This window comes from Clostridium culturomicium, assembly GCF_000821305.1.
GTDB lineage: Bacteria > Bacillota > Clostridia > Clostridiales > Clostridiaceae > Clostridium_J > Clostridium_J culturomicium.
In genome coordinates this window covers 230,200-244,165 of sequence record NZ_CCXK01000013.1, presented here as the reverse complement: position 1 = coordinate 244,165, position 13,966 = coordinate 230,200, and the positions used below count along the sequence as shown (strand labels likewise).

The 13,966-nt window shown below is 32.8% G+C and carries 14 protein-coding genes and 1 riboswitch; of the genes, 5 read left to right on the top strand and 9 right to left on the bottom strand.

Annotated features, from left to right (window positions below; translation table 11 throughout):
• Window positions 1-81 precede the first annotated feature (81 nt).
• Window positions 82-672 (top strand): rubrerythrin, encoded by a 591-nt coding sequence (rbr, locus tag BN1075_RS03065; protein WP_040191566.1) that lies wholly within the window; start codon window positions 82-84, stop codon window positions 670-672.
• Window positions 673-749: 77 nt separating this feature from the next.
• Here the strand turns inward: rbr and BN1075_RS03060 are convergent, their stop codons facing one another.
• The 3 genes from BN1075_RS03060 to BN1075_RS03050 all read right to left on the bottom strand — a co-directional run bounded on the left by BN1075_RS03060 (window position 750) and on the right by BN1075_RS03050 (window position 2,963).
• Window positions 750-1,121: a hypothetical protein gene (locus BN1075_RS03060; protein WP_040191565.1), complete on the bottom strand. Its 372-nt coding sequence runs from the start codon at window positions 1,119-1,121 to the stop codon at window positions 750-752.
• Between the two features lie 92 nt (window positions 1,122-1,213).
• Window positions 1,214-1,981, bottom strand: coding sequence for a PHP-associated domain-containing protein (locus BN1075_RS03055; protein WP_040191564.1), 768 nt, complete (start codon window positions 1,979-1,981; stop codon window positions 1,214-1,216).
• Between the two features lie 151 nt (window positions 1,982-2,132).
• Window positions 2,133-2,963 carry an aldo/keto reductase gene (locus tag BN1075_RS03050; RefSeq protein WP_040191563.1) on the bottom strand — a complete coding sequence of 277 codons (831 nt, stop codon included), beginning with the start codon at window positions 2,961-2,963 and terminating at the stop codon, window positions 2,133-2,135.
• Window positions 2,964-3,102: 139 nt separating this feature from the next.
• On the opposite strand from BN1075_RS03050, the gene BN1075_RS03045 reads away from it, so the two are divergent.
• From BN1075_RS03045 to BN1075_RS03030, 4 genes are all read left to right on the top strand, one after another.
• Window positions 3,103-3,366 (top strand): cysteine-rich small domain-containing protein, encoded by a 264-nt coding sequence (locus BN1075_RS03045; protein ID WP_042386863.1) that lies wholly within the window; start codon window positions 3,103-3,105, stop codon window positions 3,364-3,366.
• Between the two features lie 211 nt (window positions 3,367-3,577).
• Window positions 3,578-5,524: a Glu-tRNA(Gln) amidotransferase subunit GatE gene (gatE, locus tag BN1075_RS03040; RefSeq protein ID WP_040191560.1), complete on the top strand. Its 1,947-nt coding sequence runs from the start codon at window positions 3,578-3,580 to the stop codon at window positions 5,522-5,524.
• Between the two features lies 1 nt (window position 5,525).
• A complete protein-coding gene (gene gatD, locus BN1075_RS03035) occupies window positions 5,526-6,908 on the top strand; it encodes a Glu-tRNA(Gln) amidotransferase subunit GatD (RefSeq protein ID WP_040191559.1) in 1,383 nt (460 codons plus the stop codon).
• Window positions 6,909-7,065: 157 nt separating this feature from the next.
• On the top strand, window positions 7,066-7,404 hold the full coding sequence (locus BN1075_RS03030) for a DUF6897 domain-containing protein (protein ID WP_407637962.1): 339 nt from the start codon (window positions 7,066-7,068) through the stop codon (window positions 7,402-7,404).
• Between the two features lie 44 nt (window positions 7,405-7,448).
• On the opposite strand, the gene BN1075_RS03025 is transcribed toward BN1075_RS03030, so the two are convergent.
• From BN1075_RS03025 to BN1075_RS03000, 6 genes are all read right to left on the bottom strand, one after another.
• On the bottom strand, window positions 7,449-8,414 hold the full coding sequence (locus tag BN1075_RS03025; protein ID WP_040191557.1) for a tRNA dihydrouridine synthase: 966 nt from the start codon (window positions 8,412-8,414) through the stop codon (window positions 7,449-7,451).
• Window positions 8,415-8,495: 81 nt separating this feature from the next.
• Entirely contained in the window at window positions 8,496-9,455 is a 960-nt protein-coding gene (locus BN1075_RS03020) for a Gfo/Idh/MocA family protein (RefSeq protein ID WP_235777749.1), read from the bottom strand.
• Window positions 9,456-9,746: 291 nt separating this feature from the next.
• A complete protein-coding gene (locus BN1075_RS03015; protein ID WP_148315449.1) occupies window positions 9,747-10,364 on the bottom strand; it encodes a TIGR03943 family putative permease subunit in 618 nt (205 codons plus the stop codon).
• A 73-nt stretch (window positions 10,365-10,437) separates the two neighbouring features.
• Entirely contained in the window at window positions 10,438-11,055 is a 618-nt protein-coding gene (locus tag BN1075_RS03010) for a TIGR03943 family putative permease subunit (RefSeq protein ID WP_040191555.1), read from the bottom strand.
• A gap of 133 nt (window positions 11,056-11,188) precedes the next feature.
• Window positions 11,189-12,730: a Na+/H+ antiporter NhaC family protein gene (locus BN1075_RS03005; protein WP_040191554.1), complete on the bottom strand. Its 1,542-nt coding sequence runs from the start codon at window positions 12,728-12,730 to the stop codon at window positions 11,189-11,191.
• A gap of 287 nt (window positions 12,731-13,017) precedes the next feature.
• A riboswitch (Lysine riboswitch) is annotated at window positions 13,018-13,192 on the bottom strand.
• A gap of 346 nt (window positions 13,193-13,538) precedes the next feature.
• The gene (locus BN1075_RS03000) at window positions 13,539-13,964 is read right to left on the bottom strand and encodes a rhodanese-like domain-containing protein (protein WP_040191553.1); all 426 of its coding nucleotides are present in this window, start codon (window positions 13,962-13,964) and stop codon (window positions 13,539-13,541) included.
• Window positions 13,965-13,966 lie beyond the last annotated feature (2 nt).

Below are 13,966 nucleotides of genomic sequence, written 5' to 3'. Positions count from 1 at the left end.
CTATTTATGTGGTAAAATCTTTAGAATAAAACTAATAAGCAAAAGGAAGGATAATATTGAATACAATATAGGAGGAATATCATGATTAACTTTAAAGATAGTCAAACAAAAGAAAATTTAATGCGTGCATTTGCAGGAGAAAGCCAGGCTAGAAACAGATATAATTTTGCGGCCTCAGTTGCAAAAAAACAAAATCTAGCTATAATCCAAGACTTATTTAACTACACAGCCAACCAAGAGCAAGCTCATGCTAAACAATTTATGGATAAGTTAAAAGATTTCTCTGGAGAAGAAATTTGTATTTCAGCCTCCTACCCTGCTGAAGTTGAAAATAATACATTAACCCTATTAAGATTAGCACAAGAACATGAATCTGCTGAGCACGATGAAATTTATAAGTCCTTTGCAGAAACTGCTAAAAATGAAGGATTTAATGACATTGCTATTCTTTTTGAAAATATTGCATCTATTGAAAAAACTCACTCTGAAAGATTCAAGAGATATGGAGATATGTTAGAAAGCAATACTTTATTTAGTAAGAGTAATTCTGAACAATGGATGTGCACAAACTGTGGTTTCATTTACGAAGGTCCAAAAGCTCCTGAGGCTTGCCCTGTATGTAAGCACCCTCAAGGATACTTTATTCCGTTTATAAATTCTCCATTTGAATAAAATAATTTTAAATATCAAAAGTAGGTGTTGCAAAATGATTTTTCAATCATTTTGCAACACCTACTTTTATTCCTTAGTTATTCCTCGTTATTAATTTGAATCCACTCTACATTAACTAACTTAGTTGGATAACTTTCCTCCACTAAACCGTCACTCATTATACTCACATTATCATCAACCCTAAAATCCTCAAAATCAATATCTTCTCCTGCTTCACCAAAAAATTCAACTTCTTCACAGGAAATAACACACTTATCACCTATTTGCTTAATTGAAGACTTATTTTTCCCACCAACCATTAAAGTATTACTTTTAGAATCAATCTCAATAATTTTAGCCTCAGTGATAACCTCTTTCTCATCCTTCTTTGAATCACAGCTAACTAAAAAAAACATTGTAAACAACAAAAATATTACAGAATATAATTTCATGAAATTTATTTTTCTCATACTATCCCCCAAGCCTTTATAATCCATATACTCTTTAATTATAATACAGCTTAAGGAAATTTGTATTAAATTTTTCTTTAAATTTTCTACTATTAATTTATAACTTTCTTTACCTCTAATTTTTTAATGTATCTTTTAGCTACTTTAGCTGAAAAAACCTTTAAATCAAGAGCTGGTGAAACATAAATACCAGGATTTCTTAATTTAAGTTCCACCTTTATTTCCATGACATTTAAAAATTCTTTTTCAAATATAGATTTAACACTACCTAACTGCATAGGAAAATGGCTATCACTTCCTGTTACAAAGGGTATCTCTAATTCCTCTGACAAAGCTTTTACTTCTGCCTCCACCTGAGACTTCCCCCTGTTAAATATATCCTTAGCATTTAAATCCAATGCATCTAGCCTTTTCAACTCTTCTTTACTCTGTAAACAAAGGTTATGTGAACCTCTATATGGATGACATCCTATAGTTAAACAATTATGACTTTCCGCTAAATTTAATAGTTCTTTTAATGGTATAAAGTTTGGCTTTACACTGTATGCTATAAGTACATCTTTTATTTCATAAATATCTTCTCTATTTCCTGAAACAATAACATGACCACCATTTTTCACATTAACTTCTATGCCTAAAAATACATAAAATCCATTAACAAAATATCTATCACCTTCATACTCATAATTTTCTTCTAAATACTTATACATCTGGTCAATATTTTCCGCATTAAAATGATCACATAAAATAAATCCATCCAACCCTTGCTCTTTAGCATTTTCTATTCCCAGTAAAAAAAACTCTTCATTAAAACAGCTTTTTCTGCTTAATATTCCATGTACGTGAAAGTCTAAATTCATAATATATCTCCTTATCTTTATCTCATAGTTCTTACATATTATAGTTAATGCAGTCTATGCAGAAGATGTTCCCATGAAAAAAGCTTTCTTCAACAAATATTAAGTATTTATTTTTTTACTCCTTAAGACCTCATAAAAGCTTTAATAAATTTTATTTAAAGTCCCAAAAGGTTGTGTTATCTGGTCCTGCTGTAACAGATTTATCTTCATTTAATGAAGCTATTAACTCCATGTCTTCCTTAGCTATTTCAAAATCAAAAACCTCAAAGTTCTCCTTTATCCTTCCCTCATTTGAGGACTTTGGTATTGGAACTACGCCATTTTGAATATGCCATTTAAGCACTACTTGAGTAATGGTTTTGCTGTATTTCTCAGATAACTTAATTAACAATTCGTTAGTTAAAACTCTACCTCTACTTATTGGACTCCAAGCAACCATTTGTATATTATTAACCTTGCAGTACTCCCTCAGTTTTTTTCTTGTGTTAAAGGGATGTACCTCCATCTGATTTACCATAGGCATAATTTTTGCACTTTCCTTTAGCTCCTCAAGATGACCTTCCTTAAAATTACATACACCAATAGCCCTAACCTTTCCTGACTCATAAAGCTCTTCAAAAGCTCTCCAAGTTTCGGAATTAAGTTTAGTTGGCCAATGAATAAGATACAAATCTAAATACTCAACTTGTAATCTTTCCAAAGATTTATTAAAGGCCTCCATGGTTTTGTCATACCCATGATCATCATTCCAAAGCTTTGTTACTAAAAATATGTCTTCTCTTTTTACGCCACTTTCCTTAATTCCTTTTCCAACACCAATTTCATTACCATAAAAAGCCGCAGCATCAATATGTCTATAGCCTGCTTCTATGGCAAACTTAACTGCATGTGCTGTTTCCTCATCGCTTCCTGTTTTATATGTACCAATACCTATAGCTGGCATTTTAACTTCATTGATAAGTTCCATATACTTTACTGTCATCTTAATTTATCCCTTCTATTGTATTTATATCATAATATATAATTTATATTTTAAATCTAAGATTATCTGCCTTTCATTATACTATTTTTCAAATATATAGTATAATGAATTTATAATTTATATGGTGGAGGGGTTAAGTATGGGCGATAATTATAAATTTTTTAATCATAAGGAATGTGAGTTCTTTCCTTGCCACAAAACTAATAAACCTGAAGAATTCAACTGTTTATTCTGCTACTGCCCGCTATACGCTCTTGGTCCTGACTGTGGAGGAAACCCTAAGTATGGCGAAAGCGGAATAAAAGACTGCTCTCAATGTTTATTGCCTCATAATAAGAAAAACTATGAGTACATAATGAGCAGATTTCAAGACATAGTTGAAGCTTCTAAGAAAAAAGATTAATTAGTTTTTAACATATCATCTTAGGATGGTATGTTTTTTTGTTTTAAATTCTGTTTTAAATCAAAGGACTAATACTTCATATTTACATTTCCAGTATTATTTAAATTTCAAATACATATATTTTTATATGGATAATTTACCGAAAAACCCTTGAAATTAACCTAGATATTTGAATAGATTTGAATTTTTATTTGTGGAGGATTAATAAATTATGGAGAATAATTATTTAGAAACCCAAAAACGTATTGGTTATACACCACTCAAGGAAACGCCCATAGAAAGCTACGAAAATCTTGGTTTAATCTGTGGTTTAGAGGTTCATCAACAGTTAAAGACTGCTAAAAAGCTTTTTTGCCACTGCCCTGCTGGAAGATTCCAAAAAAATAATAAATATAATGCAGAGGTTATACGTCACATGAGGCCAACCTTAAGTGAAATGGGAGGCTATGATGGAACTGCTCTAATGGAATTTAAAACAAAGAAAACCATTGTATATCGTATCGCAGATGAAACCACCTGTACCTATGATATTGATGACACTCCACCATTTAAAATAAATGAGAAAGCTTTGAATATTGCTGTGGAAGTAGCTTTACTTCTTAAAACCAATATTGTTGGTGAGCTTCATATTACCCGTAAACAATATCTTGACGGAAGTATACCAACAGGGTTTCAACGAACTGCAATTGTAAGTATTGAAGGTGAAATTCCCTTAAAGAATAAGAAGGTAAGAATCATCCAGCTTAGTATTGAGGAAGATTCCTGTCGTGAGGTTTCTGATATTGGACATGTTAGAACCTATACCACTGACAGACTTGGCATGCCTCTTATTGAAACTGTAACCTATCCAGATATGAAAACTCCAGATGAAGCTGCTGAAGCTGCTGAATATATCCGTTTCCTTAACCGCAGTACTGGAAAGGTTCGAACAGGCATTGGTGCCGGACGTGAAGATGTGAACGTTAGCATCACAGGAGGTACAAGAATTGAAATTAAAGGTGTATCAAGAATAAGTGATATTCCAGAATTAGTTCATAATGAAGCCTTCCGTCAAAAAAGCCTCTTAGAAATCAAAGCGGATTTACTAAAGAAAATACCAGACTACAACACATGGAGTCTAAGTCACATAGAAATTCATAATCCTAGCTTAAATGTTTCCAGTAAAAGCTATAGACTTATTGCTGTAAACCTTCCTGGCTTCAAAAATATATTGTCCTTCTTTACACAGCCTGGAAGAATGTTTGCTGATGAAATTTCCGATAGACTTAAAGTTATTGCCTGCATTGAAAAACCTAACATGACTCATTCTGAGATCATGAATAGCAATGTAAACTTTAATCACATCCGCACTCTTCTTAATTCCAAAGAGGAGGATGGTCAAATTCTTTTCTGGGGACCAGCAGAGGATATTACAACTGCCTTAGACACCATTGAAGAACGCTGCAAGATGGCTTTTGAAGGTGTTCCAAGTGAGACTAGAAAAGCCTTAGAAAATGGCACCACAATCTTTGAAAGAGTGCTACCTGGTGCTGATAGAATGTACCCTGATACCGATTCTGCTCCAATCTCCATTGATGAAGACATGATTAATCAGCTTCAAAATCACCTTCCAAGTCAAGTTAATACTAGAATTCAGCAGCTAAAAAATTGGAATGTTCCTGAAGATACCTATTTCTATCTTCTTAGAAATAACCTGGTTCCTATCATAGAAAAAATAAATACAGACCTTAACATCAATCCTGCATTTGTTGGAACCTTTCTTGGCCACAATTTAAAACATCTTGAGGGGAAATACCAACAAGGCTTCATTAATGCCAGCAGAGCCCAACAATTTAATTATGAAAGAATTTATGAGTTATTTGATTTTATAAAACAAAAAGAGCTGAACCTTGATATTGCTTATTCAATACTTCCTTTACTCTTTGAATCTCCTGAAATGGATATGAACACTGCTTTAAATAATATAGGTTATGTAAAAACAAATAAAGAAAATATTCTCGCTGATATCCCTGCTTTAAATGATAGATTTAATAAAATAAACACCTCTAAGAATCCTAAAGCAAAATTCAGATGGATTATGAAAGAGCTTCGTATCAAAGCTCTTGGAAATATTCCACTTAAGGAACTTGCTGAAGTCGTAACAAAGGAGGTTTATTAAAATGAGTGATAGTTTAAAAGGCTATAAAGGAAGAGCCTTAGAAATATTAAAAAGCTTCAATATGCGTGTTTGGAGTGAAGCCATCATAAAAACTACCCGTGGTGAATTCAAAGGAGTTTTACTGCCTCGTTCTGAAAATGATGATGACATCCACATTGTAATAAAACTTGCCACAGGATACAATATAGGAATTTCCATAGATACCATCCAGGATATGCAGGAGTTCAACTTTAAAGAAATACAATATAAAATTCCTGAAAGAGAATTCCCTACCTCTCCAGAAAAGAAGAATATAAAACTCTTTGGTACAGGTGGAACAATCGCTTCCCGCCTTGACTATCGTACAGGGGCTGTAATTCCAGCCTTTTCTCCTGGAGAATTATATGGTGCAGTACCTGAGCTGGCTGATATCTGCAATCTAAGTACTGAAAAACTCTTTGCCGTATTCTCTGAAAATATGGGTCCGCAACAATATATAACCCTCGCTAAAGCCATTGGTGAGGAAATAAAAAAAGGCACCCACGGCATTATCATTGGACATGGCACTGATACCATGAGCCATACTGCAGCTGCCATATCCTTTATGGTTCAGAATTCACCAATTCCAATTGTTATGGTAGGTTCTCAGCGTTCTTCAGACAGGCCATCTTCTGATGCAGCTTTAAACCTTATTCATGCAGCAAAAACTGCTGCCGATTCTGACATTGCAGAAGTTATGGTTTGCATGTTTGGACCAACCTCCGATGAATATGGTTTGCTTCACAGAGGTACAAGAGTTAGAAAGATGCATTCTTCCTACCGTTCAACCTTCCGTACCATTGGGGACATTCCAATTGCAATGGTGGACCGAAATAATATTACACATCTTCGTACTGACTATAATAAAAGGCGAAATGACAAAGCTGTAACTATAACTCCTGTATTTGAAGAAAGAGTAACTCTTCTTTATTACTATCCAAATATGAACCCAGACATCATCGATGCCATAGTTGATTTAGGCTATAAAGGCATAGTCATTGCAGGAACAGGCCTTGGCCATGTAAATAAGCTTATTTATCCTGCAATAAAACGTGCCGTGGCAAGAGGTGTATCTATCTATATGACTGTTCAGACTCTATGGGGATATGTAAATATGTTTGTTTATGATACAGGTAGAGACTTAATGTCTGCAGGTATCATTCCAACAGAAAATATGCTCCCAGAAGTTGCCTACTGTAAGCTTGGTTGGGCTCTAGGACAAACCTCTGATTTAAATAAGGTTAAGGACATTATGCTTTCCCCTGTAAATGGCGATATCACAGAAAGAGAGCCTTATAACGGATATCTAATTTATCAAGGAGGAATTCCTGAAGTTGAAGAGTTTATAAAAAAATTCCATAAATAATCTTACCAATAGAAACATGAGAGTCTAAAAAAGATTATTCCTTTTTATAGACTCTTATTTCATATCTCCCCTTATACTTAAAACATGTTAAAACAATTATGTTATACTTAATATACAATTATAGAACTTTCTTACAAGGAGGTGAGCTCCCTTGGAAATGTCTACGTACATTCCGATCATAATATTATTTGTAATTATATATATTAATTCCTTAAATAAGAAAAAAGAACTTCATAAAATGATTTTAAAAAAACTATCAAAACAGAAAGAAGGTCGTGCAAAAATGAATGAAATGATTAAAGAATTTATAGGAAAAGAATGCATTGTTTATACCTTTCAAAGCCAAGTCACTGGTGTAATTGAAAAGGTTGAAGACAATTGGATTTGTATAAAAAAAGATAATAATACTGAAATAGTTAATATAGATTATATTAACAGGATTCGAGAATATCCTAAAAAGAAAAATGGAAAGAAAAAAACTATTTTTGCTGATTAAAAATATTAAGGTACCAATGCAATCTACTGCACTGGTACCTTGTCTTAATAATGCTCACTAAAGAGTCCTGCTCCTTTAATAATTTCCTGTTCATTAAATAAACTGTTCACTGCTTCCTTATAATCCTTAAGCTTTTGAGATTTCTTTATTCTTTTTATGTGCTTTTTACTATCTGAAAAAATATATATCATGTAGTTCCAAAGCTCCTTCATTCTAAATAGAGTAATATTCTCATCTTTAAAAAGATTCATATACTGATCCATTACTTCATCATGGAAGGCTCTTATTAGTTCCTTTTCTATAAGTGCATGATTTTTTATTTCACTTATTAATCCTGGATTAGCAAGCAGTCCTCTTCCAACCATAAAGGTATTAATATCTGGAATTTCTCCTTTAAGTTTTTCAAAACCTTCGGAAGTAAATATATCACCATTATAACAAAGAGGGTTTGTACTAATTTCAAGAGCATCTTTGAATACCTTCATATCAGGTGTATTCTTATATCCATCTTTTTGAGTTCTAGGATGAATAATTAATTCCTCCATTGGATACTTATTATAAATTTTAATAAGCTCATAAAACTCCTCTGGATTATCCTTTCCAATTCTCGTCTTTATGGACAGCTTCATATCATCTATGGTAAATATCTCTTCAAGAAATTGATCAAGCTCTTCTCTGAAGGCTAAAAACCCTGAGCCTCTCCCCTTTGACACCACTGTTCCTGATGGACATCCTAGGTTTAAATTCACCTCATTATACCCTAACTGCTGCAGCTTTCTTGCAGTTCTAATAAATCCAGCTGCATCATTTGTAAGTATTTGAGGTACTATATAAAGACCTTGGTTGTTCTCTGGAAGCACGTCTCTAAGCTCCCTGGTTTTAAAGCTTTTACTTCTATTTGGAACAACAAAAGGTGTAAAGTATTTATCAATATTCTTAAAAGTTTTTTCATATGCATTTCTATAAATGAATCCTGTAATTCCTTCCATTGGTGCTAAATAAAATTTCATTTAATTACTCCTTTGTTAAGTAAAGTTCTAACACACATTATAACAATATTATAGTTTGTCCGCTAGATGATAAATTTATTTCTATTTAAGTTTTACACTTTGCATTTGAGCTTTTATACATAACTCTGCCGCCTTAAAAGCATGTTCTTGAGTCATAGCATTTTCCGTTCTATTTATACAATCCAAGATAAGCTGTCCAAAGAAAGGATATCCAACTTTTCCTTCAACATCAAACTTTTCTTCTACATTATTATTTACCAAAATAACATGGTCCTGCTCTTTACTAACAGCAACATCTATATATTTTCTAATTTCAATATAGCCTTTATTTCCTAAAATCATAGTTCTTCCATCACCCCATGTTCCAAGTCCATCAGGTGTAAACCAATCAACTCTGAAATAATTTGTGGTTCCATTATCTCCAACCAACATAGCTTCACCAAAATCCTCAAGTTCAGGATGGTTTGGATTATTATAGTTTCCTACCTGACTTCTTACCACCGTGGCATCCTTTGCTCCTGAATAGTACAAGTACTGCTCAATTTGATGACTTCCTATGTCACAAAGAATTCCACCATATTTTTCTTTTTCAAAAAAACAACTTGGCCTTTTCTCTTCCTCTAGCCTATGTGGTCCTAAGCCCATAACTTGAATAACATCACCAATGGCCCCAGTCCTTATTAGCTGTCCTGCAAATTCAGCACTTTCAGAGTGAAGTCTGTCACTATAATATATCATATACTTTCTTCCCGTTTCCTTAACCTTTGCCCTTGCCATTTCAAGCTGCTTCAAAGTAGTCATTGGACATTTATCTGTAAAATAATCCTTACCAGCCTCCATAACACGAAGTCCTAAAGCACATCTTTCAGAAGGAACCGCAGCTCCAACTACCAGCTTTATGTCTGGATCATTTAAAATTTCTTCCTCACTATCCGCAATCTTAACACTTTGAAAATATTCAGAAAATTTTTCGCACTTTTCTCTGTTAGGATCATATACATATTTTAATATAGCCCCAGCCTTAACTAGCTCTTCACACATGCCTATAATATGTACATGGTCTAAGACTATTGCAGCAAAAACAAATTACCATGGTTTCACAACTGGACCTGGTTTTTCTTTTAGTAAAAAGTTCACATATTCAATATTGCTCATTTAAAATTCCCCCATCATTTAATAAACAAATAATTCTATGCCTTTACAGAAAGCTGTCTACATTATGTTGTGTCATTAGTCATATACTTATATTACCAACTTTTCCACTTAAATTAAATAAAACTTCTAAAAAATAATACCTCATAGAATTTTATACTTCTATGAGGTACCTTTTCTTTAATTATATACTCGCCTTTGACCTTCAGTATCCATAACAGTTAAATTTTCAATAATAACAGCTGGAAGCTCCTGACCATTAAATTCAGCCTTTCCAATCATGCCTTCAACCTTTACCCAAGTATCTACTGCTGGCCATTGTCCATTATATCCTCCCTTTAAGCCCATTACCGTAGTATGAAATATTCGATTATGTTCCTGCTCATAATACCTTGCCACTACATAAGACTCTTCATTTTGCTCATTTACAATCTTATAAACAAATCCCTCATAGCTAATTTTTCTTCCAACATAATTATCAATACTACGATTTATCTCATTTAATTTTGTTATATAATTATTATTTTCTAAAACTATAACACCTGCACCTAAATCTATACTATTTTGCATATAACTTTCATTTTTATTATCTCCTTCAAGTATTATCTTCTCATTAAACTTACTTTGAATAAATCTATCATATTCACTTTCTTCATTATTGTCTTGTACTTCATTATTAACATGAGTTTTCTCATTACTTACTTGAATAATCTTATTCTCTTTTTTTATAATATCGACTGCTAACATAACTACTATTATCGTTACTATTATTACAAAATACTTATGTTGTTTTTTCATGACCATTTATTATCACTTTCTCAATTATAACCTTATCTTTTGTGCTCACTACTTAATAAAAAACTTACCTATACTATTTAGCTTTATTTATAACAACAAGTTCTTTTACTTTTATTGCTGGCAATTCTTCACCATTAAAATTATTTTTTGAAATTACACCTTTAACCTTTACCCAGGTATCCTCTTCCGGCCACTGTCCTTCATAAAACCCCTGAAGCCCAAAAAAGTTTTCATGGCTATGCTCTTCGTGAGCTTCTTCAAAATATCTTCCTATAACATATATAGGATTTTCCGCTTCTTCAATCTTATATATAACACCCTCAAAACTGATTTCTCTTCCTGCATATTTATTTAAGTTAATATGTAGTTCATCCAATTTTTCTATAAACCCCTCATCATCTCCTAGCTCAATAATGCCCTGTCCTAAGTCAATTTCTTCATGAACTAACTCCTGATTATCCTGCTGACCTAACTCACAGCCTTGAATTTCATTATTCATAATCATATTAGGAAGCACTTTTTCCTGAAGAAATTTTTCATACTCATCTTCCACATAAACATCCTCTTTATCTGCTTCCACAATATATTCATCTTTTTTTGTATATCCAATTATTACTATGGCTGCCACTAATGCCAATCCCATTATTCCAATGTATTTCTTATCCCTTAACATTCTAAGTCCTGCTTTCATTCTAGATTTTTTACGGAAGTTCCCCTTAAGTCTACTAAGATTATATATTTTAACTTCAATAAACACAATAATAGAAATTGGAAGAAAAATAAAGCCTACAAAAGAATCACTTCTTTCATAGGCTTTTATCTATTTATCTATTTCTTTTACTTCTTTTATCTAATACTACAAGAACTATTGCTAATAAAGCTATTGAGCTTCCTAATGTAAGCCAAACATTATTAGTAAATCCTGCAACTATATATCCAACAAAACAACATCCAGCAACAACTAAAGTATATGGTATCTGTGTTGATACGTGATCAATGTGATTACATCCAGCTCCCGTTGATGAAAGAATTGTTGTATCTGAAATTGGTGAACAGTGGTCTCCAAATACCGCTCCTGCAAGAGTAGCTGAAAGACTTACAGTAACAAGCTCTGGTGCAACGGCTGAACATATCATAACAACGATAGGAATTAAAATTCCAAAAGTTCCCCAAGATGTACCCATAGCAAAAGCAAGTCCACCTGCTACAAGGAATATGATTGCCGGTATTAAAGCAGCTGGCATATTTGAAGTTGCAACTAAATTTCCAACGAATTCACCAGTTCCTAATAAATCTCTACAAACACCACTTATTGTCCATGCTAAAGTTAAGATTATGAAAGCACCAACCATTGATTTTACTCCTAAGCCTATGCCATCCATAAAGTCTTTGAAAGCTACAACTTTACGTGGTACGAATAAGAAGAATGCAACTATTAAAGCTCCAAAACCTGCTATAGCAAGAGCTGAACCTGCATCAGTATTTCCAAATCCTTCAGCAATTGTCATACCACCTTCAAAGTATCCTCCAACATAAAGCATAGAAAGTACTGCAAAAATTATAAGTGCTACGATTGGTAATATTAAATCATATACTTTACCTTTAGAAGAAATATTCATTGAAGAAAGTTCGTCATCTGTAGCCGCTGCCTCTGCTGCTGCATCGCCTTTACCATTTCTTGCTGCTTCTTCAAACTTAGCCATTGGACCAAATTCTATATTTGTAACACAAAGTATAATAACCATAATTAAAGTTAATATTGCATATAAGTTAAATGGAATTGTTGCCATAAATGTCTGCATTCCATTAATAGCTGCACCATTTACCGTTAAGCCATCCATTTGAGAAATAACAGATGCTGCCCAAGATGAAATTGGAGCTATGATACAAATTGGTGCCGCTGTAGCATCAATTATATAAGCAAGCTTTGCTCTTGAAATACCATGCTTATCTGTTACTGGCCTCATAACTGTTCCGATTGTTAAACAGTTAAAATAATCATCTATAAATATAAGTCCACCCAGTAAAGATGTCCCAAGTTGAGCTCCTCTTCTTGATTTAATCTTGTTCGCTGCCCAATCTCCATAAGCTCTTGAACCACCAGCCATAGTAATTATTGTAACTAAAGCTCCTAAGCATGCAAGAAAAATAATTATTGCTGCATTATCTCCAAGCTTTTGTGCCATTAAACTAAAGGTAACATCAACAGCCTTTATTACTCCTCCACCTGTTGAAAATGCATAAATTAAAGTACCTGATAAAATTCCTATGATAAGTGATGAAATAACCTCTTTTGTTAATAAAGCTAATGCTATAGCTATGATTGGTGGTATTATTGATAACCACCCTGCGTTAATTGCGTCCATTTTAAGTTCCCCCTTGTATCTTTGTTAATTCTTATTTTTTCATTCATAATGTTTGCGCAATCATTTAAATGAATTTCCTTCTTCAATTTATTAGAAGGAGTATTTTTACCTTAATCAAATCATTACTTAAGGTAACTCCGCCTCACATTCGTTCGGTGGAGTAAGTTCGACTTAACCAAATCATAGATTTGGAGTCTCACTTAAATAAAAAAAGCCTCGAGCATCACTCAAGACTTAATAACAAAAATATAACGCAATAAAAACCACGAAAAAATTTCATCAATATCTATCATGACAGCTCTCCACAAATTGCTTTGTGACAGTGATATGCATCTTATACATACCCCCAGAATGTGACCTTAAAGCATTAATCACAATCTTCGGCAGTTTTTCCTTTTTATCTGTTTCATCGTGCTTAACTCTACAGATATACTCTTAAAAACCGCAACCTCTATCAAAACTTTATTTATTTTATGTATTTATTATATAGCATGTCCAACAAAAAGTAAACATTTTTATAACATTTTATTTTTGGGGTTGTTTTTAAGATTTAATGGCACCAAAAATGCTTGTTGTATCTTTATGATCTCTTTTCATTTATTCTCATATTTCAACCTCATTACTCATTAAAGCTTCTAGCATTTTAAAAGTATAATTATCATAAATATGATTTGCACTCTTGCCTTATCTTTAAGTTTTTCAGCCATAAGATGCAGCATTGATTCTCCTTAATCCTGAGCAAAACTGACATGAATTTTAACTTCAATTATTTTATTAAAGTATTTACTTAAATGCATCATCCTTAATCTTACTCTTTAACAACTTCATATTTCCAATCAATAATCCCACCAAAATCATAAACATTGGTATATCCAAAATCAATAAGGTCTTTAGCTGCTGCTGCACTTCTTCTCCCACTTCTACAATATAATAAAATTGTCTTATTCTTATCTTGAATCAAATTTTCCACTTTTTCTTTTATTTCATCACTAGGAAGTAAAACTGCTCCCTCAATATGACCTTCTTTATACTCTTCCACAGACCTCACATCTAAAACAATTTCATGTTCCTCTGTATCAATAATTTTCTTAGCCTCTTCTGCAGAAATATTAATAACCCCTTCAGCTGCCCTTGAGATTTGATTTTCCACCTGTGTTTTATTGTCTATTTCATTTTTCACACAGCCAGTTAATAGAATTACCACTGTTAATGATATAAATATATACTTTTTCATAG

What these genes read in the sequence shown, in the direction of transcription:
- rbr (WP_040191566.1), top strand. Translation starts at nt 82, where the DNA reads ATGATTAACTTTAAAGATAGTCAAACAAAAGAAAATTTAATGCGTGCA.
- BN1075_RS03060 (WP_040191565.1), bottom strand. Translation starts at nt 1,121, where the DNA reads ATGAGAAAAATAAATTTCATGAAATTATATTCTGTAATATTTTTGTTG.
- BN1075_RS03055 (WP_040191564.1), bottom strand. Translation starts at nt 1,981, where the DNA reads ATGAATTTAGACTTTCACGTACATGGAATATTAAGCAGAAAAAGCTGT.
- BN1075_RS03050 (WP_040191563.1), bottom strand. Translation starts at nt 2,963, where the DNA reads ATGACAGTAAAGTATATGGAACTTATCAATGAAGTTAAAATGCCAGCT.
- BN1075_RS03045 (WP_042386863.1), top strand. Translation starts at nt 3,103, where the DNA reads ATGGGCGATAATTATAAATTTTTTAATCATAAGGAATGTGAGTTCTTT.
- gatE (WP_040191560.1), top strand. Translation starts at nt 3,578, where the DNA reads ATGGAGAATAATTATTTAGAAACCCAAAAACGTATTGGTTATACACCA.
- gatD (WP_040191559.1), top strand. Translation starts at nt 5,526, where the DNA reads ATGAGTGATAGTTTAAAAGGCTATAAAGGAAGAGCCTTAGAAATATTA.
- BN1075_RS03030 (WP_407637962.1), top strand. Translation starts at nt 7,066, where the DNA reads ATGTCTACGTACATTCCGATCATAATATTATTTGTAATTATATATATT.
- BN1075_RS03025 (WP_040191557.1), bottom strand. Translation starts at nt 8,414, where the DNA reads ATGAAATTTTATTTAGCACCAATGGAAGGAATTACAGGATTCATTTAT.
- BN1075_RS03020 (WP_235777749.1), bottom strand. Translation starts at nt 9,455, where the DNA reads ATGTGTGAAGAGCTAGTTAAGGCTGGGGCTATATTAAAATATGTATAT.
- BN1075_RS03015 (WP_148315449.1), bottom strand. Translation starts at nt 10,364, where the DNA reads ATGAAAAAACAACATAAGTATTTTGTAATAATAGTAACGATAATAGTA.
- BN1075_RS03010 (WP_040191555.1), bottom strand. Translation starts at nt 11,055, where the DNA reads ATGAAAGCAGGACTTAGAATGTTAAGGGATAAGAAATACATTGGAATA.
- BN1075_RS03005 (WP_040191554.1), bottom strand. Translation starts at nt 12,730, where the DNA reads ATGGACGCAATTAACGCAGGGTGGTTATCAATAATACCACCAATCATA.
- BN1075_RS03000 (WP_040191553.1), bottom strand. Translation starts at nt 13,964, where the DNA reads ATGAAAAAGTATATATTTATATCATTAACAGTGGTAATTCTATTAACT.